21 protein-coding genes and 1 tRNA gene are annotated in these 23,815 nt (G+C 68.5%); 12 read left to right on the top strand and 10 right to left on the bottom strand.

Features of this window, described 5'->3' with window-relative positions; all coding sequences use genetic code 11:
- Positions 1–107: 107 nt before the first annotated feature.
- Genes NJQ99_RS14935 through NJQ99_RS14905 form a run of 7 tightly spaced genes read left to right on the top strand, consistent with a single transcriptional unit; the run spans position 108 to position 7,721 of the window.
- A complete protein-coding gene (locus NJQ99_RS14935; RefSeq protein WP_269333679.1) occupies positions 108–890 on the top strand; it encodes an enoyl-CoA hydratase-related protein in 783 nt (260 codons plus the stop codon).
- Positions 887–2,722 carry an acyclic terpene utilization AtuA family protein gene (locus tag NJQ99_RS14930; protein ID WP_269333678.1) on the top strand — a complete coding sequence of 612 codons (1,836 nt, stop codon included), beginning with the start codon at positions 887–889 and terminating at the stop codon, positions 2,720–2,722. The genes NJQ99_RS14935 and NJQ99_RS14930 overlap by 4 nt, the downstream gene beginning before the upstream one ends.
- Positions 2,719–4,203 carry an acetyl-CoA carboxylase biotin carboxylase subunit gene (locus NJQ99_RS14925; RefSeq protein ID WP_269333677.1) on the top strand — a complete coding sequence of 495 codons (1,485 nt, stop codon included), beginning with the start codon at positions 2,719–2,721 and terminating at the stop codon, positions 4,201–4,203. The genes NJQ99_RS14930 and NJQ99_RS14925 overlap by 4 nt, the downstream gene beginning before the upstream one ends.
- Positions 4,204–4,206: 3 nt before the next feature.
- Positions 4,207–4,710: a biotin/lipoyl-containing protein gene (locus tag NJQ99_RS14920; RefSeq protein ID WP_269333676.1), complete on the top strand. Its 504-nt coding sequence runs from the start codon at positions 4,207–4,209 to the stop codon at positions 4,708–4,710.
- 4 nt (positions 4,711–4,714) lie between these two features.
- Complete coding sequence (locus tag NJQ99_RS14915) at positions 4,715–6,322, top strand: acyl-CoA carboxylase subunit beta (RefSeq protein ID WP_269333675.1); 1,608 nt, start codon at positions 4,715–4,717, stop codon at positions 6,320–6,322.
- A 2-nt stretch (positions 6,323–6,324) separates the two neighbouring features.
- A complete protein-coding gene (locus NJQ99_RS14910) occupies positions 6,325–6,924 on the top strand; it encodes a 2-hydroxychromene-2-carboxylate isomerase (RefSeq protein WP_269333674.1) in 600 nt (199 codons plus the stop codon).
- A gap of 29 nt (positions 6,925–6,953) precedes the next feature.
- Entirely contained in the window at positions 6,954–7,721 is a 768-nt protein-coding gene (locus NJQ99_RS14905) for an enoyl-CoA hydratase-related protein (RefSeq protein WP_269333673.1), read from the top strand.
- A gap of 14 nt (positions 7,722–7,735) precedes the next feature.
- Here NJQ99_RS14905 and NJQ99_RS14900 read toward each other — a convergent pair whose 3' ends face one another.
- The 3 genes from NJQ99_RS14900 to NJQ99_RS14890 form a co-directional block, all read right to left on the bottom strand.
- Entirely contained in the window at positions 7,736–8,464 is a 729-nt protein-coding gene (locus NJQ99_RS14900) for a dienelactone hydrolase family protein (RefSeq protein ID WP_269333672.1), read from the bottom strand.
- 65 nt (positions 8,465–8,529) lie between these two features.
- On the bottom strand, positions 8,530–9,567 hold the full coding sequence (locus NJQ99_RS14895) for an NAD(P)-dependent oxidoreductase (RefSeq protein ID WP_269333671.1): 1,038 nt from the start codon (positions 9,565–9,567) through the stop codon (positions 8,530–8,532).
- 7 nt (positions 9,568–9,574) lie between these two features.
- Positions 9,575–10,363: an enoyl-CoA hydratase gene (locus tag NJQ99_RS14890; RefSeq protein WP_269333670.1), complete on the bottom strand. Its 789-nt coding sequence runs from the start codon at positions 10,361–10,363 to the stop codon at positions 9,575–9,577.
- 250 nt (positions 10,364–10,613) lie between these two features.
- Here NJQ99_RS14890 and NJQ99_RS14885 point away from each other — a divergent pair, with 250 nt between their 5' ends.
- The 3 genes from NJQ99_RS14885 to NJQ99_RS14875 are packed head-to-tail and all read left to right on the top strand — an operon-like array spanning position 10,614 to position 13,470.
- A complete protein-coding gene (locus tag NJQ99_RS14885) occupies positions 10,614–11,507 on the top strand; it encodes a dihydrodipicolinate synthase family protein (RefSeq protein ID WP_269333669.1) in 894 nt (297 codons plus the stop codon).
- A gap of 19 nt (positions 11,508–11,526) precedes the next feature.
- Positions 11,527–12,528, top strand: coding sequence for a 4-hydroxyproline epimerase (locus tag NJQ99_RS14880; RefSeq protein WP_269333668.1), 1,002 nt, complete (start codon positions 11,527–11,529; stop codon positions 12,526–12,528).
- Between the two features lie 60 nt (positions 12,529–12,588).
- The gene (locus NJQ99_RS14875; RefSeq protein ID WP_269333667.1) at positions 12,589–13,470 is read left to right on the top strand and encodes an alpha/beta fold hydrolase; all 882 of its coding nucleotides are present in this window, start codon (positions 12,589–12,591) and stop codon (positions 13,468–13,470) included.
- A 55-nt stretch (positions 13,471–13,525) separates the two neighbouring features.
- Here the strand turns inward: NJQ99_RS14875 and NJQ99_RS14870 are convergent, their stop codons facing one another.
- From NJQ99_RS14870 to NJQ99_RS14845, 6 genes are all read right to left on the bottom strand, one after another.
- Positions 13,526–15,058, bottom strand: coding sequence for an acyl-CoA synthetase (locus NJQ99_RS14870; RefSeq protein WP_269333666.1), 1,533 nt, complete (start codon positions 15,056–15,058; stop codon positions 13,526–13,528).
- Positions 15,059–15,068: 10 nt separating this feature from the next.
- Positions 15,069–16,307, bottom strand: a complete 1,239-nt coding sequence (locus tag NJQ99_RS14865) for a thiolase family protein (RefSeq protein ID WP_269333665.1) — start codon at positions 16,305–16,307, stop codon at positions 15,069–15,071.
- A gap of 20 nt (positions 16,308–16,327) precedes the next feature.
- The gene (locus tag NJQ99_RS14860; protein WP_269333664.1) at positions 16,328–17,035 is read right to left on the bottom strand and encodes an ABC transporter ATP-binding protein; all 708 of its coding nucleotides are present in this window, start codon (positions 17,033–17,035) and stop codon (positions 16,328–16,330) included.
- Positions 17,032–18,801, bottom strand: a complete 1,770-nt coding sequence (locus NJQ99_RS14855; protein WP_269333663.1) for a branched-chain amino acid ABC transporter ATP-binding protein/permease — start codon at positions 18,799–18,801, stop codon at positions 17,032–17,034. The genes NJQ99_RS14860 and NJQ99_RS14855 overlap by 4 nt, the downstream gene beginning before the upstream one ends.
- Positions 18,802–18,810: 9 nt before the next feature.
- Positions 18,811–19,710, bottom strand: coding sequence for a branched-chain amino acid ABC transporter permease (locus tag NJQ99_RS14850; protein ID WP_269333662.1), 900 nt, complete (start codon positions 19,708–19,710; stop codon positions 18,811–18,813).
- A gap of 112 nt (positions 19,711–19,822) precedes the next feature.
- Positions 19,823–20,953 (bottom strand): ABC transporter substrate-binding protein, encoded by a 1,131-nt coding sequence (locus tag NJQ99_RS14845; protein WP_269333661.1) that lies wholly within the window; start codon positions 20,951–20,953, stop codon positions 19,823–19,825.
- 636 nt (positions 20,954–21,589) lie between these two features.
- Here NJQ99_RS14845 and NJQ99_RS14840 point away from each other — a divergent pair.
- Positions 21,590–22,387, top strand: a complete 798-nt coding sequence (locus tag NJQ99_RS14840) for an enoyl-CoA hydratase/isomerase family protein (RefSeq protein ID WP_269333660.1) — start codon at positions 21,590–21,592, stop codon at positions 22,385–22,387.
- 21 nt (positions 22,388–22,408) lie between these two features.
- On the top strand, positions 22,409–23,389 hold the full coding sequence (locus NJQ99_RS14835) for a quinone oxidoreductase family protein (RefSeq protein ID WP_269333659.1): 981 nt from the start codon (positions 22,409–22,411) through the stop codon (positions 23,387–23,389).
- A 256-nt stretch (positions 23,390–23,645) separates the two neighbouring features.
- On the opposite strand, the gene NJQ99_RS14830 is transcribed toward NJQ99_RS14835, so the two are convergent.
- Positions 23,646–23,722 (bottom strand) — tRNA-Met (locus tag NJQ99_RS14830).
- Positions 23,723–23,815: the final 93 nt, after the last annotated feature.

Here is a 23,815-nt window from a genome sequence, read left to right as displayed (position 1 = left end):
CCCACCGCGCCGATTGACAGAATTGCTGAATTGAAGTCATTTAGAGGGAAAGCGGGCGCAGCCGGAGCGGCCAAGAACGCCCGCGAAACAGGCTTGGGAGGATCGGCATGAGCGATGTCGTGCAGACGCAACGGGACGGTGCCGTCCTGACCGTCGTCATCAACCGGCCGGAGCGGCGCAATGCGCTGAACGCCGACGTGGCCCGCGGCATCGTGGCCGCGCTGGATGCAGCGGAGGCCGACCGCGAGGTGCGCTGCATCGTGCTGAGCGGCGCGGGCGACAAGGCGTTTTGCGCGGGCGGCGACCTGCAACCCGCCGCCGACGGCAGCCCCTTCACCATCGATGCCGCCGACCCGAAGCACTATGTCGCCGACCTGCTGCGGCGGATGGATGCCTGCCGCCTGCCGCTGATCGCGAAGCTGAACGGCCATGCGCTGGCGGGCGGGCTTGGCCTCGTGTCGGCCTGCGACGTGGTGGTGGCGCGCGAGGATGCGCTGCTTGGCGTCTCCGAGGTCAAGGTCGGCCTGTTCCCCATGATGATCCTGCCCTATCTGCTGCGCACCATCCCCTACCGGCTGATGATGGAACTGTGCCTGACCGGCGAGCCGATCACGGCAGCCGACGGCGTGGCCGACCGGCTGGTCAACTATGCGGTCCCGGCGGCGGAGCTTGACGCAAAGACCGCCTGGCTCGCCAACCGCATCGCCACCAAGTCCCCGACCGGCATCCGCCTCGGCAAGCAGGGGCTGAACCGAATCCGGGAGATGGGCACGGATGCCGCGCTGGAATACGCGCAGTTCATGCTCGCCAACATGGCCCGTACCGAGGACGCGCGCGAGGGCTTCGCGGCCTTCGCCGGCAAGCGCGCCCCGAACTGGACCGGGCAATGAGCGGCAAGGGGAAAATCGTCCGCATCGGCGGCGGCGCGGGCTTCTGGGGCGACACGCCGGAGGGGCCCGCCCAACTCGTGCGCGACGGCGGCATCGACTACCTGATCCTCGATTACCTGGCCGAGATCACCATGTCGATCCTCGCCCGGATGAAGGCGAAGAAGCCGGAGCTTGGCTACGCCACCGACTTCGTGAGCCACGTGATGGCACCGCTCGCGCACGAGATCGCCGCGAAGGGCATCAAGGTTGTGACCAATGCGGGCGGCGTGAACCCGGACGCCTGCAAGGCCGCGCTGGAAGCAGCCTTCGCGGAGGCGGGCGTGCCCCTGAAGGTCGCGGTCGTGCACGGCGACGACCTCTCGGACCGGGTGGACGCCTTGCGCGCGAAAGGCACGCGCGAGATGTTCACCGGCGCTGCCCTGCCCGCGAAACTGACCAGCGTGAACGCCTATCTCGGCGCCTTCCCCATCGCGCAGGCCTTGGCGCGCGGGGCCGACGTGGTCGTCACCGGGCGCTGCGTCGACAGCGCGCTGGCGCTGGGGCCGCTGATCCACGAGTTCGGCTGGCGGGAGACCGACCACGACCTCTTGTCGGCAGGCAGCCTCGCCGGGCACATCCTCGAATGCGGCACGCAGACCACGGGCGGCATCTTCACCGACTGGGAGGAGATCGAGGGCTGGGACCGCATGGGCTTTCCGGTCGCCGAGTGCGCGGGCAACGGCAGCTTCGTGCTGACCAAGCCCGAGGGGACCGGCGGCAAGGTGACGACCCGTACGGTGGCGGAACAGATGGTCTACGAGGTGGGCGACCCGGCGTCCTATGTGCTGCCCGACGTCACCTGCGACTGGCGCGGCGTAACGCTGACGCAGGAGGGACCGGACCGCGTCCGTGTGAGCGGCGCCAAGGGCCGCGCGCCGACGCGCAGCTACAAGGTCAGCGCCACCTACCCCGACGGCTGGCGGGCGAGCGTCACCATGATGATCGCGGGCCGCGACGCGGTCGCGAAGGCCGAACGTGTGGGCGCGGCGATCCTTGCCCGCGCCACGCGCCTGATGGCAGCGGCGGGGCATCCGGGCTTCAGCGAGACCTCCATCGAGGTGCTGGGGGCCGAGACACTCTACGGTCCCGCAAGTCGGGCCAGGGACGCGCGCGAGGTGATCCTGAAGATCGGCGTGCGGCACGCATCGCGCGAGGCGCTCGACATCTTCGCGCGGGAGATCTACCCCGCGGCGACGGCGATGGCGCAGGGCATCACGGGCTTCGCGGGCGGCAGGCCCACGCCGCAGCCGGTGGTGCGGCTGTTCTCATTTCTCGCCGACAAGGCCGACGTGCCAGTCGAGATCGAAATCGGCGACCGCCGCGAAGCGATCCCCATCCACATTCCCAACGCCGAGCCCGAACCCGCCAGCCAGACGCAGGCCGCGGAGAGCGCCGCGACGGACGGACCCCGCGTGCGCGTGCCGCTGATCGCGCTGGCGCACGGACGCTCCGGCGACAAGGGCGACATGGCGAACATCGGCATCCTGGCGCGCGAGGCGGCCTTCCTGCCCCTGATCCGCGCCGCCGTGACAGAGGACGCCGTCCACCGCTGGATGGGGCATCTGTTCGCAGGCGAGGTCACCCGCTTCGACTGGCCGGGTGTAGACGGCCTCAACCTGCTGCTGCGCGAGGCGCTGGGCGGCGGCGGCGTCGCATCTCTGCGCCACGACCCCCAAGGCAAGACCTATGCCCAGATCCTGCTCGACATGCCCGTGCCGGTGCCCGCCGACTGGGTGGCGCCGGGCGGCCCCTTGAGCGCCTGGGCCGGCGAGGCGGTGGAGGACGCAGCATGAGCGCGCGCCCCTTCGCCAAGGTGCTGATCGCCAACCGCGGCGAGATCGCCGTGCGCGTCATGCGGACCTTGCGCGACCTCGGCATCGCGTCGGTTGCCATCCATCACGCAGTGGAGGCGAAGAGCCCGCACGTCCTGATGGCCGACGAGGCGGTGGAGATCACAGGCGAGACGCCGGTCGCAGCCCACCTCGACGGCGCGCAGATCATCGCGGCTGCGCAGAGGACGGGGGCGCAGGCGATCCACCCCGGCTATGGCTTCCTGTCGGAGAACGCGGGCTTTGCACGCGCGGTTGCGGAAGCAGGCCTCGTCTTCATCGGGCCTGACGCGGACGTGATCGCGCTGATGGGCGACAAGATCTCGGCCCGCACCTTCGCGGAGAAGCACGGCGTGCCGGTCGCCCCCTCGGCGCTGTCGGACGGCGACCTCGACGCCTTCATCGCGGCGGCGGAGAAGATCGGCTTCCCGCTGCTCATCAAGGCGGCGGCGGGCGGCGGCGGCAAGGGCATCAGCATCGTGCGCGACGCCGCCGGCCTGAGGGAAGCGGCCCGCATCGCGGCGAGCGAGGCGGAACGCTATTTCGGCGACGGGCGCATCTATGCCGAGGTCTATGTCGAGGAGCCCCGCCACATCGAGGTGCAGGTGCTGGGCGACGGCTCAGGGAACGCGATCCACGTGTTCGAGCGCGAATGTTCGATCCAGCGCCGCTTCCAGAAGATCGTGGAGGAAGCGCCCGCGGCGAACCTGCCCGCACCCTTGCGCGACGAGATCTGCGCGGCGGCAGTCCGCCTCGCCAGCGCCTCGAACTACCGCAACGCGGGCACGGTCGAGTTCATCCTGGGCGCCGACGGACGCTTCTTCTTTCTGGAAATGAACACGCGCCTGCAGGTCGAGCATCCGGTGACCGAGATGATCGCGGGCCTCGACCTCGTCGCGGCCCAGATCGCGATTGCCGCGGGCGAGGGCCTGCCCGTGGCGCAGGACGGCGTGCGCACCCAAGGCCACGCCATCGAGTGCCGCATCTGCGCGGAGGACCCCGACCGCGACTTCATGCCGGAGACGGGAGCGATCCGCCTTCTCTCGGTGCCGCGCGCGCCCTGGATCCGGTTCGAGAGCGCGCTGGCAGAAGGGCAGAAGGTCACCGCCGACTTCGACCCGATGCTCGCCAAGCTGGTCGTGCACGGGGCCGACCGGGGCGAGGCCGTCGCGCGCACGCTGGAGGCACTCTCGAACCTCCATCTGCTCGGCGTGAAGACCAACATCGACTATCTGGCGCGCGTGATCGGGCACCCGGCCTTCGCGGACGGGCGGCTGCATACGGGCTTCGTGGCGGAACATGCCGGGGCGCTGGCGGCGGGCGCGGCGGACGCGCGCACGCGCGACGCGGCGTTGATCGCGGCGGCGCTGGCGACGCCCGCGTTCCGGGACCTCGCGCTCGGCACGCCGGAGCCGCACGCCTCCATCGGCTTCTGGAGGAACTGAGCGATGGCGGTGAAACTCACCCTCGATGGGGCCGAACACGACATCGAGATCGTGCGCCGCAGGCCGCATCTCGTGCTACGCATCGACGGGCGGCTGCGCACGGTCGAGGCGGTGCCGGGAGCCGGCGCAGGCGCGCGCGACATGACGCTCGACGGGGAACATGTGGCGCTCGTCCACGCAGGCGCGGGCGGCCTGCGCCACGTCCGGATCGGGGGGCGCACATTCGACATCGAGGTCATCGACCCGCGCGAGGAGGCGGAGCGCGCGGGCGGCGGCCACGACGACATCCACGCGCCGATGCCGGGGGCCGTCGTTTCGGTCCAGAAGCAGCCGGGCGAGGCGGTCGCGCGCGGCGAGACAGTGCTCACCATCGAGAGCATGAAGCTGCAGACCGCCCTGCCCGCGCCCCGCGACGGCGTCGTCGCCGAGGTCCTGAAGCGCGCGGGCGAGACCTTCGACAAGGACGAGGTGGTCGCCCGCCTCGAACCGCTGGCGGACGGAGACTGAACCGATGCGAAAGATCCAGTCGATGATCAGCCCGTCGGGCGCGGACTTCCGGCGCAACGCCGCCCACAACCGGGAGCTTGTCCGCATCTTCCGCGAGAAGCAGGAGGCGGCCCGCCATATCCGTCCGCAGCGCGACCTCGACCGGCTCGCGCGCCAGGGCAAGATGCGCCCGCGCGAGCGGCTGGAGAAGCTGCTCGACCCCGGCACACCGTTCCTGGAGCTGTCATCGCTCGCGGCCAACATGTCCTATGGCGGCGAGTCGCCGTCGGCGAGCTGCATCACCGGCATCGGGGTGATCTCGGGCCGCGAGGTGATGATCCACGCCGACGACCCGACCGTGAAGGGCGGGGCCTGGTACCCGCTGACGGTGAAGAAGATCGTCCGCTGCCTCGACATCGCGATCGAGAACCGGCTGCCGGTCGTGCACCTGTGCGATTCCGCGGGCGGCTTCCTGCAGCTTCAGGCCGACCTCTTCCCCGACAAGTACATGGGCGGGCGCGTGTTCCGGAACCAGTCGATCCTGTCGAAGCTCGGCTGCAAGCAGCTTGCCCTCGTCTTCGGACACTGCACGGCGGGCGGCGCCTACATCCCGGGCCTGTCGGACTACAACGTCATCGTGCGCGGCACGGGCGCGGTGTTCCTCGGCGGGCCGCCCCTGGTGCGGGCGGCAACGGGCGAGGAGGTCACGGTCGAGGAGCTGGGCGGCGCCGACATGCACACGACCGTCAGCGGCACCTGCGACTACGCGGCGTCGTCCGAGGACGAGGCGATCCTGATCGGGCGCGAGATCGTCGCCCAATGGGAGCGCCCCAAGAAGTGGGACATCCAGCGCGAGACGCCGGAAGACCCCGCCTACGACCCGGAGGAGCTCTACGGGATCGTACCCGACGACATCAAGACGCAGTTCGACATGCGCGAGGTCATCGCCCGCATCGTCGACGGCAGCCGCTTCCACGAATATCAGCCGGACTATGGCACCACGCTCGTCTGCGGCTATGCGCACATCTGGGGCTTCAAGGTCGGCATCCTCGCCAACAACGGTGTGCTGTTCAACGACAGCTCGCTGAAGGGCGCGCACTTCATGGAGCTGTGCAACCAGAACAACACGCCGCTCGTCTTCCTGCAGAACATCACCGGCTACATGGTGGGCCGCGCCTACGAGCGCGCCGGCATCACCAAGGACGGCGCCAAGATGATCATGGCGCAAAGCTGCTCGCACGTGCCGAAGTTCACGGTCATGTGCAACGGGTCTTTCGGTGCGGGCAATTACGGCATGTGCGGACGCGCCTTCGACGGGCGGCTGCTCTTTGCCTGGCCAAACCACCAGATCGGCGTCATGGGCGGCGACCAGGCGGCGAACACGCTGGCGGAGGTGAAGGTCAACCAGATGCGCCGCAATGGCGGTGAGGTCGACCAGGCCGTGGTCGACGCGCTGTGGGCGCAGACGCGCGCGGCCTACCAGGAGCAATTGTCGGCCTATTACTCGACCTCGAACCTGTGGGACGACGGCATCCTCGACCCCGTCGACACGCGCAACGCGCTGGGCGTCGCCATCTCCGCCGCACTCAACGCGCCGCCGGTCGATCCGGGCTACGGCGTCTTCCGGTTCTGACCATGGCAAGCCCGATCACCCTGCACCTCGACCTCGCCTCGCCCTATTCCTGGTTCGCGCTCGACGCCGCCGACCGGATCGCCGCCGAACACGGGCGCGAGATCGTCTGGAACCCGGTGCCGAACTGGGCCGTGCTGAAGGCGCAAGGCATCCACCCGCCGCTCGCCTCGCCCGTGCGCACGGCCTACCTGATGGCGGACATGGTGCGGTCGGCGGCATTCCTCGGGGTGCCCTACCGGCATCCGGAGCGAATCCCCGTGTCTTCCGTCCTGCCCGCGCGGCTCTATCACACCATCGCGGAGACGGATGTGGCGGCGGCACGCGTCTTCGGCCGCGCGGTGTTCGAGGCCTACATGCTGCATGGCCGCGACATCTCGGAAGAAACGGTCGTACGGGAGGTGGCGGAGTCCCTCGGCCATGACGGGGCCTTCGTGTCGGAGGGGATGACGGGCGCGGACGCCAAGGCCCGCCTGTTCGCCGCCGTGGACCGGGCGGCTGCCGACGGGGCCATCGGCGCACCCTTCTTCGTGCTCGACGGGGAGGGCTTCTTCGGCGTAGACCGGCTTCCGCAACTGGAATGGCGGCTCAAGACCGCCAGCTGACGAGCCAATCGACGAGGGAGCACGCGCGCATGACCGGCTATTCCGACATCAGCTACGCGACGGGGGACGGGGTCGCGCGTATCGCACTCGCGCGGCCCGACAAGCTCAACGCCTTCCGCAACGAGACGGCCGACCAGATCGGCCACGCCCTGGCGCGCGCAGAGGACGACCCGGACGTGTGCGCCGTGATCCTGACGGGCGAGGGGCGCGCGTTCGGCGCGGGCTACGACCTCTCGACCCTCGCGGAGGGGACGACGCCCGACCTCGGCCATGTGCTGGAGGCGCATTTCAATCCGCTGGTCCGCCAGATGCGGCATTCGCCCCTGCCGATCGTCGCAGCGGTCAACGGCCCGTGCGCCGGCGCCGCGGTCGGCATCGCGCTCGCCGCCGACATCGTTCTGGCGGCGAAGTCGGCCTTCTTCTACGAACCGTTCGTGGGCATCGCGCTCGTGCCGGACGCGGGCAACACGCTGTTCCTCACGCAGATGATGGGCCGGATGCGCGCCGCGGGCATGATGCTGCTCGGCGACCGGATCGGGGCGGAGCAGGCGTGCGACTGGGGCCTCGTCTGGAAGGTGGTGGAGGATGCAGCGCTCGCCGGGGAAGCCGACGCGGTCGCGAAGAAACTCGCCACGCTCGCCCCGCACGCGATCGCGGGCACCAAGAAGCTGATCGCGCAGGCAGGCGACGTGGGCCTCGACGACGCGCTCGACACGGAGCGCGACCTGCAGGATGCGGCGGGCCGCACGCCGGAGATGCAGGCCGCCATCAAGGCCTTCTTCGCCGCGCGGAAATAGCGCGGACGGCTGGTTCAGACCTTCAGCGTCTCTGCGAAGAGCGTGAGCAGGCGCGTCCAGTGCCGCTCCGCCCCTTCGGCGTCGAACACCTTGTGGTCGGGCACCGCCCAGCCGTGCAGCTTGCCCATATAGTTCTCGATGATGTGGTCGACCTCGGCCTCACGCAGCGCCTGGGCGAGGCTGGCCGACTGTTCCGGCGGGAAGCTGCCGTCCACGCCCGCAGACGCGACATAGACGCGGGCGCGGATGCTGCCCGCGCGGCGGTGCGGGCTGTCGGGCGCGTCGCTCGCGAGGCCCCCGCCGTGAAAGCTCGCTGCCGCCGCGATCCTGTCGGGGTAGGCGGCCGCCGCGTTGAGCGCCCTGGCGCCCCCCATGCAGTAGCCGACGACGCCGACGGGTCCGCCCGCCCCCTCCGCCGCCAGCGCGTCGAGGAAGGCGGCGGTGTCGCGTACGCTCATGTCCTGCGTCGTCACCTTCATCAGGTGCATGATCTGCGCGCGCTTTTCCGGATCGTCGAAGGCTGTCGCCGCATCGAAGGGACCGTAGGGCGCCTCCCGGTAGAAGAGGTCGGGTACGAGCACGGTGTAGCCCGCCGCGGCCAGCCGCTCCGCCATGCTGTCGAGGCCGGGGCGCGGCCCGAAGGCGTCCATGTAGACGATCGCGCCGGGCCCGCCCTTGTCCCCGAAGACTGTGGCCTTCGCCTGTCCGTCCGCCGTGTCGATGACGATGTCGCGCTTGTCCATGTCGTCGCTTGCCCCTTCTGACGTGTTCCTGTCCCTGCCGCCCAGTCTAACGCAGCCCCCGCCCCTTACCAGACCGCCGCCGCAAGACGCGCGCGTACCGCATCCGCCGAGGCCGGTTCGATCAGGCGCGGCGGCACCTCGCGCCGGGAGACCGCGATGAAGGTTTCCGCCGCCATCGCTGTCACGCGCCTGCGGCTCTCGTCGGTGACGCCCGCGATGTGCGGCGTCGCGATGACGGCGGGGTGGCTGAGCAGCGGATGGCCGGGCGGCGGCGGCTCCACGGCCCAGACGTCGAGGCCTGCGCCTGCGATGTGACCGCGAACGAGCGCGTCGTGGAGCGCAGCCTCGTCATGGATGCCACCGCGGGCGGTCGTCACGAACAGCGCGCCCGGGCGCATGGCCGCGAACGCCTCCGCCCCGAACATGCCCGCCGTCTCAACGGTCAGGGGACAATGCAGGCTGACGATGTCGCTTTCGGCCAGAAGCCTTGCGAGGTCCACCTTCTCCGCCCCGCGCACGGCGCAAGTTTCGCGGTCCACATAAGGGTCGTGAGCCAGAACACGGCAGCCGAACGCCTTGAGGTAATGAGCCGTGCGCGTGCCGATATTGCCGATGCCGACAAGGCCTACCGTGCGGCCCGCAAGCTCGCGTCCCAGAAGGCGGGAGCGGTCGCGCGCCTCGCCCCTGCGGATCGCGGCGTCGCCCTCCGGCACGCGCTTCAGCAGGCTGAGGATCACGCCCAGCGTCTGCTCCGCCACGCCTTCCGCATTGCCGCCCGACTGGCAGCACGCAGCGACCCCGCGCGCCGCGCAGGCGGCGGCGTCGATCGTATCGTGACCGGCGCCCTGGCTCGACACGATCAGCAGGTTCGGCATCGTATCGAGAAAGGCCGCGGTCGCGTGCCAGCGGCGCGGCAGCTCGTCGCGCGCGGCGGAGATGTAATAGCCGTGGCAGGTGGCGAGCATGCGCGTCACCTCCTCCGGATCGCCGCCGGACGGGATGCAGACGAGGTCGACGGCATCCCGGGCGGGCGCCATGGCGTCGAGGAACGCCGGATGCGGCACGCGGTCGAGGTAGCCGACACGGAACTTGCCAGCGCCCATGCGTGCCTCAGCGCCCCTGGAAGGCGGGCTTGCGCTTCTCCATGAAGGCCCGGCGGCCCTCCTGGTAGTCCTCGCTGTGGAAACAGGCGTCGACCAGTGCGTCGACGCGGTCCCCGTCGCGCTGGCTTTCGGGTTTCACCAGTTCGGTCAAGGCGGCCTTGGCGGCCCGGATCGTCAGCGGCGCATTCTCGGAGATGCGGGCGGTGTAGTCGTCGACCGTCGCCCGAAGCTCGGCGCGCGGCACGACGCGGTTGACGAGGCCCATGGTCAGGGCCTCGGCCGCGTCGAACTGCCGTGCGGTGAAGAAGATCTCCTTGGCGAAGGCGGGGCCCACCACCTCCATCAGCTTGGCCACGCCCGGCATGGCGTAACCGAGGCCGAGCTTGGCCGCCGGAATGGCGAAGCGGCTGTCGTCTGAGGCAATGCGGATGTCGCAGCAGATCGAGATGGCGAGCCCGCCGCCGATGGCATAGCCGCCGATCATGGCGATGGTCGGCAGGGCGACGGCGGCAAGCGTGTCCTGAAAGCGCGCGACGGCGGCGTTGTATTCCTCGATCGCGCCGGCGCTGCCGCGCTCCTTCTCGAACTTCGAGATGTCTGCGCCGGCGACGAACGCCTTGTCGCCCGCGCCGGTGAGCACGATCACCCGGGTCTCGCCATCCTCGGCGAGCCTGCGGACCGCCGCCTCGCCCGCCACCCACATGTCGTAGGACATGGCGTTGTGCCGCTCGGGATTGTTGAAGACGATGCGTCCGATGGCGCCCTCGCGCGTGCAGATGATCCGGTCGGTGTGCATGGCTCCGCTTCCCCCTTGTGCCGGCCGCGCGTTTCCTGTTGTCGGCGCTGGGCCCGAGTGTGCGGCCAGCGCCCGGCCGCCTGCAAGTGCGGGGCGCGCAAACCACCCCCGCATACGGGCGGACAGGCGCGGGGGCGCCGTGCAGGTATTCGCGAGGAGGCTCTGGCGCAAAACGCCGGGGCCGCGCAGACTCGACACCCGCGCCGGCACGCCCGGCGCGCCCGGCCCGACCGAAGAAAGGACACGACCCATGTGGCAAGGCATCCTCCCCGCCGTCTCGACCAAGTTCACAGCGGACGGCGCCCTCGACCGCGCGGAGATGGAGCGGTGCTACGGCCTGCTGATGGAGGCGGGCTGCCACGGGCTGATCGCGTGCGGGACGCTGGGCGAAGGCAACATGCTGAGCCATGAGGAACGCATCGAGGTACTGCGCCTGTGCAAGGCGGCAGCCGGGAACAAGCCCGCTCTCCTGACCGTGTCGGAGCCGGGCACGCGGGAGGCCTGCGAACTGGCCGCGAAGGCCGCGAAGGCCGGGGCCGACGGGCTGATGGTCGTGCCCTCGCCGATCTACCACACGGACCGGGCGGAAACGATCGCGAACCTCGACGCCATCGCGAACGCGGGCGGCCTCCCGGTGATGATCTATTCGAACCGCGTGGGCTACCGGGTGGACGTGACCCCGGACATGATGGAGGACCTGGCGGAAAACCCGCTCATGGTGGCGATCAAGGAAAGCTCCGACGATATCCGCCGGACGACCGAAATCGTCAACCGGCTAGGCGACCGCTACGCCGTGCTGACGGGCGTGGACAACCTGGCGCTGGAGGCGATGCTGATGGGCGCGGTCGGCTGGGTCGCCGGTCTCGTGCTCGCCTTTCCCCGCGAGACCGTGAAGATCTGGGAGCTGGTGCAGGCGGGCCGCATTGCCGAGGCGCGGTCGATCTACCGCTGGTTCCGGCCCTTGCTCGACCTCGACGTGTCGACCTTCCTCGTGCAGAACATCAAGCTCGCCGAAGCCATCGAGATCGGCTCGACCGAGCATGTGCGCGCGCCGCGCCAGCCGCTGACCGGTGAGCGACGCGCCGCCGTGGAAGCGACAGTGCGCGCGGCAATCGCGGCACGGCCGGACCTGTCGCTGTTCTGAGGCGGAGAGGCCGGGACCGATGGCACAGCACACCTTCCTCTGCATCGACGGGCATACCTGCGGCAACCCGGTGCGCCTCGTCGCGGGCGGCGGGCCGCAGCTTCAGGGCGCGACCATGCTGGAGCGGCGGGCGCATTTCCTCGCCGAGCACGACTGGATCCGCACGGGCCTGATGTTCGAACCGCGCGGCCACGACATGATGTCGGGCGCGATCCTCTATCCGCCGACGCGCGAGGACTGCGACGTGGCCGTCCTGTTCATCGAGACGTCGGGCTGCCTGCCGATGTGCGGCCACGGCACCATCGGCACGGTCACCATCGCGCTGGAAAACGGCCTCGTCAGCCCGCGCCACCCCGGCAAGCTCGCGCTCGACACGCCCGCGGGCCGCGTCGACGTCGTGTACCGGCAGGAGGGCCGGTTCGTGGAGGAGGTGCGCCTGACCAATGTGCCAGGCTTCCTGCATTCCGAGGGGCTGACCGCGGAAGTCGACGGGCTCGGCGAGGTCGCGGTGGACGTCGCCTATGGCGGAAACTTCTACGCCATCGTCGAGCCGCAGAAGGCCTTCCGCGACATCGCCGACCATACGGCGGGCGAGCTGATCGGCTGGAGCCCGAAACTGCGCGCCGCGCTCAACGCGAAATACGAGTTCGTGCATCCCGAGCACCCGGAGATCCGCGGCCTCAGCCACATCCTGTGGACCGGCGCGCCGCGCAACCCTCAGGCACACGCCCGCAACGCCGTCTTTTATGGCGAGAAGGCCATCGACCGGTCGCCCTGCGGCACGGGCACGTCCGCACGCATGGCGCAGCTCGCCGCGAAGGGCAAGCTCAAGCCCGGCGACGACTTCGTGCACGAGAGCATTATCGGCTCGCTGTTCAAGGGCCGGGTGGAAGCCGCGACCGAGGTCGGGGGCCGACCGGCCATCGTGCCCTCCATCGCGGGATGGGCGCGCGTCACCGGCTTCAATACGATCTTCATCGACGACCGGGACCCGTTCGCGCACGGCTTCGTGGTCGTCTGAGAGGGGGCCGGTGCGCCACCGGCCGGAAACGCAAAAGACTTGGCGAAGGGGGATGGACCGATGGGCTGGATCAGGACGGACGACGGCGTCGCGCTCTACTGCGAGGACACGGGCAGCGGCACGCCCATCGTCTTCGTGCATGAGTTCGCCGGCGACTGGCGGAGCTGGGAGCCGCAGGTGCGCGCGCTCGCCCGGCGCCATCGCTGCATCACCTATTCGGCACGCGGCTATCACCCCTCGGACATTCCCGAGGACGCAAGCGCCTATTCCCAGGCCCGCGCGCGCGACGACATCCGCGCGGTGATGGACGGGCTCGGCATCGAGAGGGCGCACATCGTCGGCCTCTCCATGGGCGGCTTCGCGACCCTGCATTTCGGCATCGCCTATCCGGAGCGCACGCTCTCGCTCCTGGTCGCGGGCTGCGGCTATGGCGCCGAGCCCGGCAAGCGCGACCAGTTCGCCGAGGAGGCGGAGCGCGCGGCGGCGCAGTTCGAGGAACTGGGAATGGAGAAGGCCGCGGCAATCTACGCCGAGGGGCCCATGCGCATCCAGCATCAGAACAAGGACCCGCGCGGCTGGGCGGAATTTCGAGACAACCTCGCCGAACACTCCGAGAAGGGGTCGGCCAACACGATGCGCGGCGTGCAGAAGCGGCGCCCGTCGCTTTACGAACTGGTGGAGCAGATGAAGGGTATCACCGCACCGACCCTGATCGTTACGGGCGACGAGGACTGGCCCTGCCTCGAACCCGGTCTGCTGATGAAGCGGACTATCCCCAATTCCGCGCTCGCCGTGCTGCCGAACACCGGCCACACGATCAACCTGGAGGAGCCAGAGCGGTTCAACGCGCTTCTGCTCGACTTCGTGCAGACGGTCGATTGCGGCCAGTGGAGGCCGCGCGATCCGCGCGCGCGGGACGGCGCAATCCTGACGGCGCGCTAGGCGGCGCACTCCCGCCCCTGCCACCCTTCGCGGAAGACGGGCGTTGGCGGGCGCTTCAGGCGCCTGCCTTGAGCATCTCCCGAAGCTCGGATTTCAGGATCTTGCCATAGGCGCTCTTGGGCAGCGCATCGATGAAGAAATAGGCCTTCGGCCGCTTGAACCGCGCGATATTGTCGAGGCACACGCGGTCGAGTTCCGCCTCGCTCGGCCTTTGGCCTTCGCGGGTGACGACGAAGGCGACCACCTCCTCGCCCCAGTCCGGGTGGTGCCGCCCGATCACGGAACATTCGAGTACGCCCGGATGGATCAGCAGCGCCTCCTCAACCTCGCGCGGGTAGATGTTCGTGCCGCCCGAGATGATGAGGTCCTTGGACCGGTCCTTGAGCGTGAGGAAGCCCTCCTCGTCCATGCTGCCGAGGTCGCCCGTGTGCAGCCAGCCGCCGCGGAGCGTCTTCGCCGAGGCCTCCGGGTTGTTCCAGTAGCCCGACATGCACAGGTCGCTGCGCGCGATCACCTCGCCGATCTCGCCGGGGGTCAGGTCGTTGTCGTCCTCGTCGACGATGCGCACCTCGACGCCCGTGCGCGGCACGCCGACCGTGGTCAGGCGCTCCTCGAAGCGCGGGTGCGCGGTGTCGGCGTGCATGGCCTTCGACAGGAAGGTAATCGTGTTGGGCATCTCGCCCTGGCCGTAGCCCTGCCACAGGCACGGCCCGAACTTCGCCAGCGCGCGCTTGAGATCCTCCAGGTACATGGGCGCGCCGCCGTAGAAGATCGTCCGGAACTGGCCGGGCTTCACGCCCTCCGCCCCCGGGTGCGCCGTCATGCGCGTGACCATCGTCGGCGCGCAGAAGATCGTGGCGTTCGGATACATGGCGATGAGGTCGAACACCTCCGCCGGGTCGAAGCCCTGGCTCGCTGGGATGACGTGCCCCGATCCCTTGGCAATGTGGGGCAGGGAATAGAGCCCGCTCGCGTGTGACAGCGGCGCGCAATGGATCATGTGGTCGTCGAGGCCGACATGGTCGACGTCGGCGTAATAGCGCAACGTCATCGCCAGCAGCGCATGATGAGACAGCACCGCCCCCTTGGGACGCCCGGTCGTGCCGCTGGTGTAGAAGAGCCAGGCCGGGTCGCTCTCGGCCACCGCCTGCATCTCAAGCGGCTCATGCCGGCAGAGCGTCTCGTACTCGGCATCCTCCACGCACACGACGCGGTCGAGCGTGTCGATCTCGCCCGAAAGCGGGGTCAGCGCCTCGGCCAGGTCCGACGTGACGAACGCCAGCCGCGCGCCCGTGTTCTCGAAGATGTACGCGAACTCGCGCGGGTGCAGCTTGGAATTGATCGGCACGGCGCAGAGCCCTGCCTGCCAGCAGGCCCACATCGTCTCGAAATATTGCGGGCAGTTCTTCATGGCGAGCGCAACCCGGTCGCCGGGCTGCATGCCGGGCAGCCCGCGCAGGCCAGCCGCCAGCCGGGCCGCCCGGTCGTGAAGCGAGCCATAGGTGTGGACCGGCCGGTCGCCGAAGGAGAGCGCCTGCCGGTCGGCGAAGGACCGGGCGGTCGACCGCAGCAGATTGGCGATGTTCATGGCGCGGCCCCTACTCCCGTCCGAGGATCGTGATGCAGGCGACCGCCTCCTCGTAACCCTGGAAGCCGCCGCCGTTCTCCGCGATGGCGAAGCGCGCCTTCTCCACCTGGCGGGCGCCCGCCTCGCCGCGAAGCTGGGTCACAAGCTCGTAGATCTGGCCGAGGCCCGTCGCCCCGATCGGGTGTCCCTTGGATTCGAGCCCACCCGAGGTGTTGATCGGGATGCGTCCGCCGAGCGCGGTTTCCCCCTGCTCGGCCAGCCAGCCGCCCTGGCCGAATTCGCAGAAGCCGAGGTTTTCGGCCTGCACCACCTCGGCGAAGGCGGAGGCGTCGTGTACCTCGGCCACCGACATGTCCTCGGGCCCGAGCCCCGCGACGTCGTAAGCCTTCTTCGCCGCGAGGTGCGTGATGTGCTTGTCGACCTCCTCCGGCTGCCTGTCGATGCCGGTCGCCAGCACCGAGGCATGGACCTTCACCGCCCGCGACCGGTCGAAGCGGTCGAGCGCGTCCTCGGTGCACAGGATCGCCGCCGCCGCGCCGTCGCTGATCGGCGCACACATCGGCAGGGTCAGCGGCCACGAGATCATGCGCGCGGCCAGCACCTCCTCGACCGTCATGTCGTTGCGGTACTGCGACAGCGGGTTCATGGTCGAATGGTGGTGGTTCTTGGCCGCGACGGCGGCGAACTGCCGCTCCGTGCTGCCGAAGGTCTTCATGTGGAACTTCGCCAGCGCCGCGTAGACGTCCATGAAGACGCTGCGCATGCGGTTGTCTCCGGCCCGCTCCGGCGGCGTCTCGACACCCTCTGCGAGCTTCATCAGGTTGCCGGTGATCTTGTCGGCCTCGTGCACGTCCCAGGCGCCGTTGAAGACGGCGAAGCTCTTCGTCTTGTCGGCGTCGAACATCTTCTCCGCCCCGACCGCGAGCGCCACGTCGGTGAGCCCCGCCTTGATCTGCCCGTAGGCGAGGTGGAAGGCCGTGCTGGCGCTGGCGCATGCGTTCTCGACATTGGTTACCGGGATGCCGCCGATGCCCATGTCGCGCAGCGCGATTTCGCCCGGGATCATGTATTGCCCCTCGATCGCGGCCTGCGAGGCATTGGCGAAGAACGCCGCGCCGACGGCATCCTTGTCCACGCCCGCATCGTCGAGCGCGCCCGTCACCGCCTCGCGCGTGAGATCCTTGACCGACTTGTCGAGAAACCTCCCGAACGGGGTCATTCCGATGCCGACGACATAGACGTCCGTCATGGCCGCCTCCCTTTTCTGCCTCAACCCAAGTATCGTTCGATCAGCCGGGAATCCTTCAGCAGGTCTCCTGTCGGACCCGACAGGACAACCCGGCCGTTCTGCAGCACATAGCCGACGTCGGCGATCTTCAACGCGGTGAAGGCCGCCTGCTCCACCAGCAGCACGGTCATGCCGTCCCGGCTGAGGTCGCGCAGCGCGTCGAGGATGGCGCGCACGATCTGCGGCGCGAGGCCGAGCGAGGGCTCGTCCAGCATCAGCAGCTTCGGCTTCATCATCAGCGCGCGCGAGACCGCCAGCATCTGCTGCTCCCCGCCCGACAGCGAGCCGCCGGGGATCGCGCGGCGCTCCTTCAGCACGGGGAAGCGTGCGTATTCCTGCTCCAGCAGGCGGGCCTTCTCCGCATCCTCGAGGCCGGGGATGCGGTTCGCACCGATCAGCAGATTGTCCTCGACCGACAGGCTGGGAATGATCTGCCGGCCCTGCGGCACGTGTACCAGCCCCCGCTGGGCGAGCTTGTGCGGCTCCATCCGGTCGATGACTTCGCCGTCGAAGCGGATCGTTCCCTTGGTCAGCGGCGCCAGGCGTGAGAGCACGCGCAGCAGTGTCGTCTTGCCCGCGCCATTGGCTCCGACCACCGTCACGACGGAGCCGTTCGGCACGTCGAGGTCGATGCCGTGGAGGATCTCGATCTCGCCGATCCTGACGGAAATGTCTCTCGCTTCGATCACGACACCGGCTCCGTTCCGAGATAGGCGGCGATCACCTTCGGGTCGCGCTGGACCTCCTCCGGCGTGCCCTGCGCGATCCGCTCGCCATAGTCGAGGACCGTCACCGCATCGCTCACGCTCATGACGAAGCCCATGTTGTGCTCGACGATCAGCACAGTGATGCCAAGCTCGCGCAGCAGCTTGATGGCGTTGGCGATCTCGCGCACCTCCTCGTCGTTGAGGCCCGCGATGGGCTCGTCGAGCAGCATGAGCGTCGGGCGCTGCGCCAGCGCGCGGGCCAGTTCGCACAGCTTGCGGTGGCCGTAGGACAGGCTGCCGGGCTTCACGTCGGCGAAGCGGGCAATGCCGAGATAGCGCAGAAGCTCCATCGCCTCCTCGCGCTCCTCCGCCTCGAAGCGCGGCGTGGCAAGCCAGCGCGCAAAGCCCGGCACGAAGCCGCGCTGCCCCTCGCGGAGGCCCAGCATCACGTTCTCGCAGACCGTCAGGTTGCGGATCAGCTGGAGGTTCTGGAACGTCCGCGCGATGCCGAGCCGCGCGCGCCGCCAGGCTGCAAGCTCCGTGATGTCCTGGCCACGGAAGCGGATCGTGCCGCCGTTCGCGCGGTAGAGACCGGCGATCACGTTGATGGCCGTGCTCTTGCCCGCCCCATTGGGGCCGATCAGCGCATGGATGGTGCCCGGTTGGATGGCCATGCTCAGCTTGTCGACCGCGACGACGCCGGCATACGACTTGCTGACGCCTTCGAGTTCCAGCACGGGGCCGTCGCCCGCGGCGGCCGTGCGCGTGAAATGCCGCGGGGCTGGCCGCTCGCCCGAGGGACGGTCGCTCTCCCGGTCGGCTGCACGGCGGAACCGGCCGAAGGCCAGCTCGAACATGCCGACCGCGCCGCCGGGGAAGAACAGCATCACCCCCAGCAGGATGCCGCCGAAGATGAACATCGCGTACTCGTAAAGATCGGCGATGAACTGGTTCAGCAGCACCACGACGACGGCTCCGACCAGCGGGCCGTATTGCCGCCCCAGCCCGCCGATCACGACCGCGATCAGTAGCGCGATGGAGCGGTCGAGGCCGAATGCGTCGCTGCTGACATAGCCCGACTGGTGCACGAAGAAGATGCCGGAGATGCCGGCCAGGACCGCCGCGGCGACGAACACGCCCGCGCGCCAAACGGCAGCGTTGATGCCCACTGTCTGCGCGAAGCTCTCGCTCTCGCGGATCGAGTGCAGCACGCGGCCCTGGTGCGACTGCATCAGGTAGTCGTTGAGCATCTGCACCACGAGGAGTGTGCCCGCGACGATCCAGAAGAAATAGAGCGACCCGTTCGCGAAATCGCCGAGGTTGAGCTGCGGCACCCCGATCAGGCCCATCGAGCCGCCCGTCAGGTCGACCCAACGCTGCGCCAGGATCTCCACGATCAGGCCGAAGGCGAGCGTCGCCATGGCGAGGTAGTGCGTCCGCGCGCGCAGCGCCACGAGACCGATCAGGACCCCAGCCACCGCGGCGACGGCGATGCCGACGGGGATGCTGGCCCACAGCGGCCAGCCATAGTTGGTGGCGAGAATGCCCGAGCCGTATCCGCCCAGCGCGAAGAACCCGGCCTGTCCCAGCGACAACTGGCCCGAGAGTCCCAGCAGGATGTTGAGCCCGATCGCCGCGATGGCGACCATGGCGATGTCCTGCGCCATGTGCAGGTAGTAGTCGTTCGGCGCCAGGTAGGGCAGTCCGGCGATCAGCAGCGCGGCGACGATGTAGCGGATGTGATGCATGCCTCTGGCCTACCGGACATCCGCGCGGTGCTCGGCGAAGATGCCGGCCGGCCGCACGACGATGAAGAGAAGGAACAGCACGAACGGGTAGAGGTCCCCGAAGGCGGAATCGAAATAGTTGCTGAACGCCTCTACGACCCCGAAGCCGATGCCCGCGATCAGGATGCCGACCGGGTTCACGAACCCGCCGATGCACACCGCCGCGAAGCCCTTGACGATGAAGAGAAGGCCCATGTGCGATTGCACCGTCGTGATCGGGCCGACGAGGATGCCCGCCACCGCGGTCAGCACGCCCATGATCGCGTAGGAGAGCATCACCACGCGGCGCACGTTGATGCCGAGCAGCGCGGCGGTGTCCTTGTCGAAGGCCACCGCCGAGATCTCCTTGCCCCAACGGTGCCGGAACAGCAGCCAGTAGAGTGCCGCGACCGCCAGCAGCGCGAGGCCCGCTACCACCAGCTCCTCCAGATAGACGCCTGCGCCGAAGATCGTCACGACCTGGCTTTCGCCGGACGAGAAGAGCGGCGGCGAATAGTAGCGCGACTTGCCCCAGACGAGCGTCACCACGTTCTGCAGCAACATGCCGAAGCCCAGCGTGGTCAGGATCCAGGCCAGGCTCGCGCCGCTGCCTTCAAGGTGCACCGACAGGGGCCGGATCGCCACGCGCTCCAGCACGAGACCCAGCACAATCATCACCAGCAGCGTGACCGCCACCGTGACGATCACCGGCACGCCGGACAGCATCATGGCCATCGCCATGAAGGACGCGATCATCAGGAAGTCGCCCTGCCCGAAATTGAGCGCGCGCGTCGTCAGGAAGGTGATGAAGAGGCCCTTCCCCATCAGGGTGTAGATGCCCCCCATGGCGATGCCCGTGATCAGCACCTGAACGAAATCAGACAGACTCATGGTCCCGCCCATGTGTTCGGAGAAGTTGGCCGCGAAGGACGGCAGTGAGCGATGCAGACCGGCCCGGGACGCCCCCCGCGGGTGCCCCGGACCGGACCTGCCACCGCTTTTCCTACTGCTCGAGCTTCACGACCTGGCCGTCGCGCCACACGCCGAGGAACACGTTGTCGGCGTCGAGGCACTCGTGATCCTTCGGGCCGAACGGCTTGGCGGGCGTGCCGGAGACGGCGTCGAAATTGTCGATCTTCTCCAGCGCGTCACGGATCGCATCGCGGTCGCCCCCGGCCATGTCCACGGCCTGCAGGACGAGGCGCATTGCGTCGTAGCCGAGCGAGGCGACGACCGGCCAGCGGTACTTGTCGCCGTATTCGGCCTTCATCTTCGCATCGAACTCCTGCGCCTTGGGGTCGTTCATGTCGAGCGCCTGCCCCATGACGGAGCCTTCGAGCGCCTCCTTGCCGAGGATGTTCAGGATCATCTGCGAGGACATGCCCCAGTTGCCCGCGATCACGGGCCGGTAGTCGGCCTTGGGCAGCGCGCGGTACAGAAGCTCGAAGCTGTCGTGGAACAGCAGGACAAGTTCCGCGCCTGCGTTCTTCAGCTGCAGCGCCTGCGGCGTCACATCATTGGCCTGCGGCGAGCCGCTCTCGACCGCGACGAGCTTGACGCCCCGCTCCTCCATGCCCTTCTGGATCTCGCCGGCGGCGAACATGCCGTAGCCCGTGGTGCCGTGGAGCATGCCGATCTTGTCGAAGGTCTTCACGCCCCAGTCGAGGATCGCATCGACCTGGTACTTCTCGACCATCGAGCAGCGGAAGATGTAGCTCGGATCCTGGTCGATGAATTTCGCCGTGATGTTGGTCGCGATCGCCGGCCCGGCCATCAGCGGCACGCGGGCCTGCTGCATGATCGGCGCGAAGGCGGCGACATTGCCGCTGTTCACGGTACCGACCACGATCGAGACCTGGTCGTTGCTGATCAGGCGCTGCACCAGCGAGACCGCGCGCTGCGGGTTCGCCTCGTCGTTGTAGACGATGAATTCGATCTGGTGCTTCGGATTGTTCGCATTGTACTCCTTCAGCGCAAGCTGGTTGCCCTGCAGGTAGCTCTCGCCGAAATCGACGATCGCGGGCGGGCCGCTCAAACCCTGCACGGCGCCGATCTTCACCGTTTCGGCCGCTGCCGGCCCCGCGACGGCGAAGACGCCCGCGAGCACCGCTGTCATGCCCCTCGTCCCGAACATGCTTGCCTCCCTTGACCTTGTTTTCGTTTCGTGCGGGCAAAACTCACCCGTTCCCGCAGGTGCCATTGTCGTGGAGCACCGCTTGCGGGTTGCAGGACCGCCCTCCCTCCTGCCATTGCACTGTCGCAGGACGCGGGATGAGAGATCGACGTAACCGAACGCTTGTTCGAGAAACGGTACGGAAAACAGAGGGGTCCGTCAATCGGCCCTCCCCCTGGCCCGCCACAAAGGTCTCATGGGAAAGACCTATCGAGGGGGCAACGACGCATCCTTCCGAACATGCGGAGCGGAGCGGATCCGGGTGCAGTTCTTGCGCACCGCCGCACAGGAAATTTCCACAATATTTCGATCAGTTGAACGTCATTTCGACATATGGAAGCATGGGGATGGTGCGCCGCACACCGCCCCTCACGACCCATCGCCCGCGTGGCGCAACCCGCCCGGTCCCGCGTCAGGGCCTCCGGAAGCAAGCCGCTGCATAGTTGGTATGCATGCGTGCCCCACAGAAAATACGCCAGTTTTTCGGGACTTGGGGCCGGTGCCGCCCTTAGGCTTGTGCAAACGGAAAAGTGCGCCCGAGGTCGTCGCGCGGAGAAGCGCACTGCCACACATTGCTCGCAAGGGAGGATCGAAAGCGTGAGCGAGGACATCCTTTACGAAAGCCAGGGCCACGTGCGGATCGTCACGATCAACCGCCCGGACAAGATGAACTCCCTCGACTTCGCGGCGAACGACGCGCTTGCCGCCGCGCTGGAAGAGTTCGACGCGGACGACGACGCGCGCGTGTGCGTGCTCACGGGTGCGGGCTCCAAGGCATTCTGCGCGGGGGCCGACCTCAAGACCTACACGATGAATTTCGGCGGGCGCCCGCTCCCCGAATTCCGGCAGAAATATACCAATGGCTACGGGATCGGCGGCATCACCCGGAACATGGAAATCTGGAAGCCCGTCATCGCCGCGGTGAACGGTTTCGCCATCTCCGGCGGGCTGGAGATTTCGCTGGCCTGCGACATGCGCTTCTGCTCGCCCAACGCGGAGTTCGCGATCCAGGACGTGAAGTGGGGCTTCCACCCGTGCGACGGCGCACTGATACGCCTGCCGTGGATCGTCGGCCTCGGCAACGCCATGGAGATGTTTCTGTCGGGAGACCGGATCGACGCCGAGCACGCGTTCCGCATCGGCCTCGTCAACCGGATCGTGCCGCAGGAAACCCTGCTGGAGGAGACGGTCGCCTATGCCACGAAGCTGGCGACGCGCGCCCCGCTCGCCCAGCAATTGGGCAAGGAGGTGATGCTGCGCTCCCTCGGACGGACGATGGAGGACGGGCTGCGCTTCGAATCCCGCTCCTTCCGCGATCTCGGCAACACCGAGGACCTCGACGAGGGCACCACCGCCTTCCGCGAGAAGCGCGACGCCCGCTTCAAGGGCCGCTGAACGGACAAAGGGGGACACGCGATGCGCGCCGCACTGATCGTCGAGACGAACGGCACGAAAGCTCTTTCGGTCCAGGACATTCCCGACCCCGCGCCGTCCGCCGGCCAGCTTCTCGTCCGCGTGAAGGCCGCGGGCCTCAACCGCGCGGACCTCGCGCTAAATGCCAACCACCGGCAGGTCGGCGCGGGCCAAAGCTACCCCATCGCGGGGCTTGAGTTCGCGGGCGAGGTCGTCGCGGCGGGCGACGGTGTCGAGCGATGGACGCCCGGCGACAGGGTGATGGGCATGACGGCGGGGGCCTATGCGGGCTATTGCGTCATCGACCAGCGCCACGCCATGCCGGTGCCCGCGGGCGTGGATTGGCGCACGGCGGCGACCCTGCCGGTCGCCCTGCAGACCATGTACGACGCCATCGTGACCAATGGCGGCCTCAGGTCGGGCGAGAGCGTCCTCGTACAAGGCGCGGCATCGGGCGTCGGCATCGTCGGCATGCAGATCGCGAAGCTGATGGGCGCGTCGGTGGTGATCGGCGCCTCCCGCTCGGACGAGAAGCTTGCCGCGCTCAAGGCGCATGGCATGGACGAGGGCGTGAACACGACCGATCCGAACTGGCCGGAGCGGGTGCGCACACTCACCGGCGGCAAGGGCGTCGACCTCGTCATCGACATGGTGTCCGGCGAAACGGTTAACGGCAGCATGCTGGCCGCAGCGATCCTTGGCCGGATCGTCAACGTCGGCCGTCTCGGCGGCATGTCCGGCCCGTTCGAATTCGACCTGCATGCGCTGAAGCGGCTGAGCTATATCGGCGTCACCTTCCGCACCCGCTCTGACGTGGAGATCGCGGCGATCGTCGCCGCGACCGCGGAGGCCCTGCAGCACCATGTCGAGGCGGGACGCATTGCCCTGCCCGTCGTCGCTGCCTTCCCCCTAGAGGACATTACGAGCGCCTACGACCTCATGCGCACCAACACGCACCTCGGCAAGATCGTGATCGAACCGTAGAGATGCGCGCGGCGCGGACGAGCCAGCGTCCACGACCCCCGTGATACGCAACCCGGCTCGCCGCGCCAGTCCAGCCAGACAGCACAGCCCACAGCGCTTGCTACCGGGGCGTGGAGACGCATTGCCATGACCGCCCTCTTTTGAACGGGCACTCCCCCCGACACGGGAACTCTCACCGCACTGCCGGCGAAAACCCCAAAACAAAAAACCCCTCAACGAGGGGCTGGCAATCCAAACGTGATCCGTTCGGTAAAGTTGGTTGCGGGGGCAGGATTTGAACCTGCGACCTTCAGGTTATGAGCCTGACGAGCTACCGGGCTGCTCCACCCCGCGGCAATGAGAACATCAGGAGAGGTTTGTTTTTCTTGACTGTTTAGGCTTGGCGGTTACCGACTTTCCCGTGTCTTTTGACACAGTATCATTGGC

The organism is Futiania mangrovi (genome assembly GCF_024158125.1).
Lineage (GTDB): Bacteria > Pseudomonadota > Alphaproteobacteria > Futianiales > Futianiaceae > Futiania > Futiania mangrovi.
This window is presented reverse-complemented; position numbering and strand designations above follow the sequence as displayed.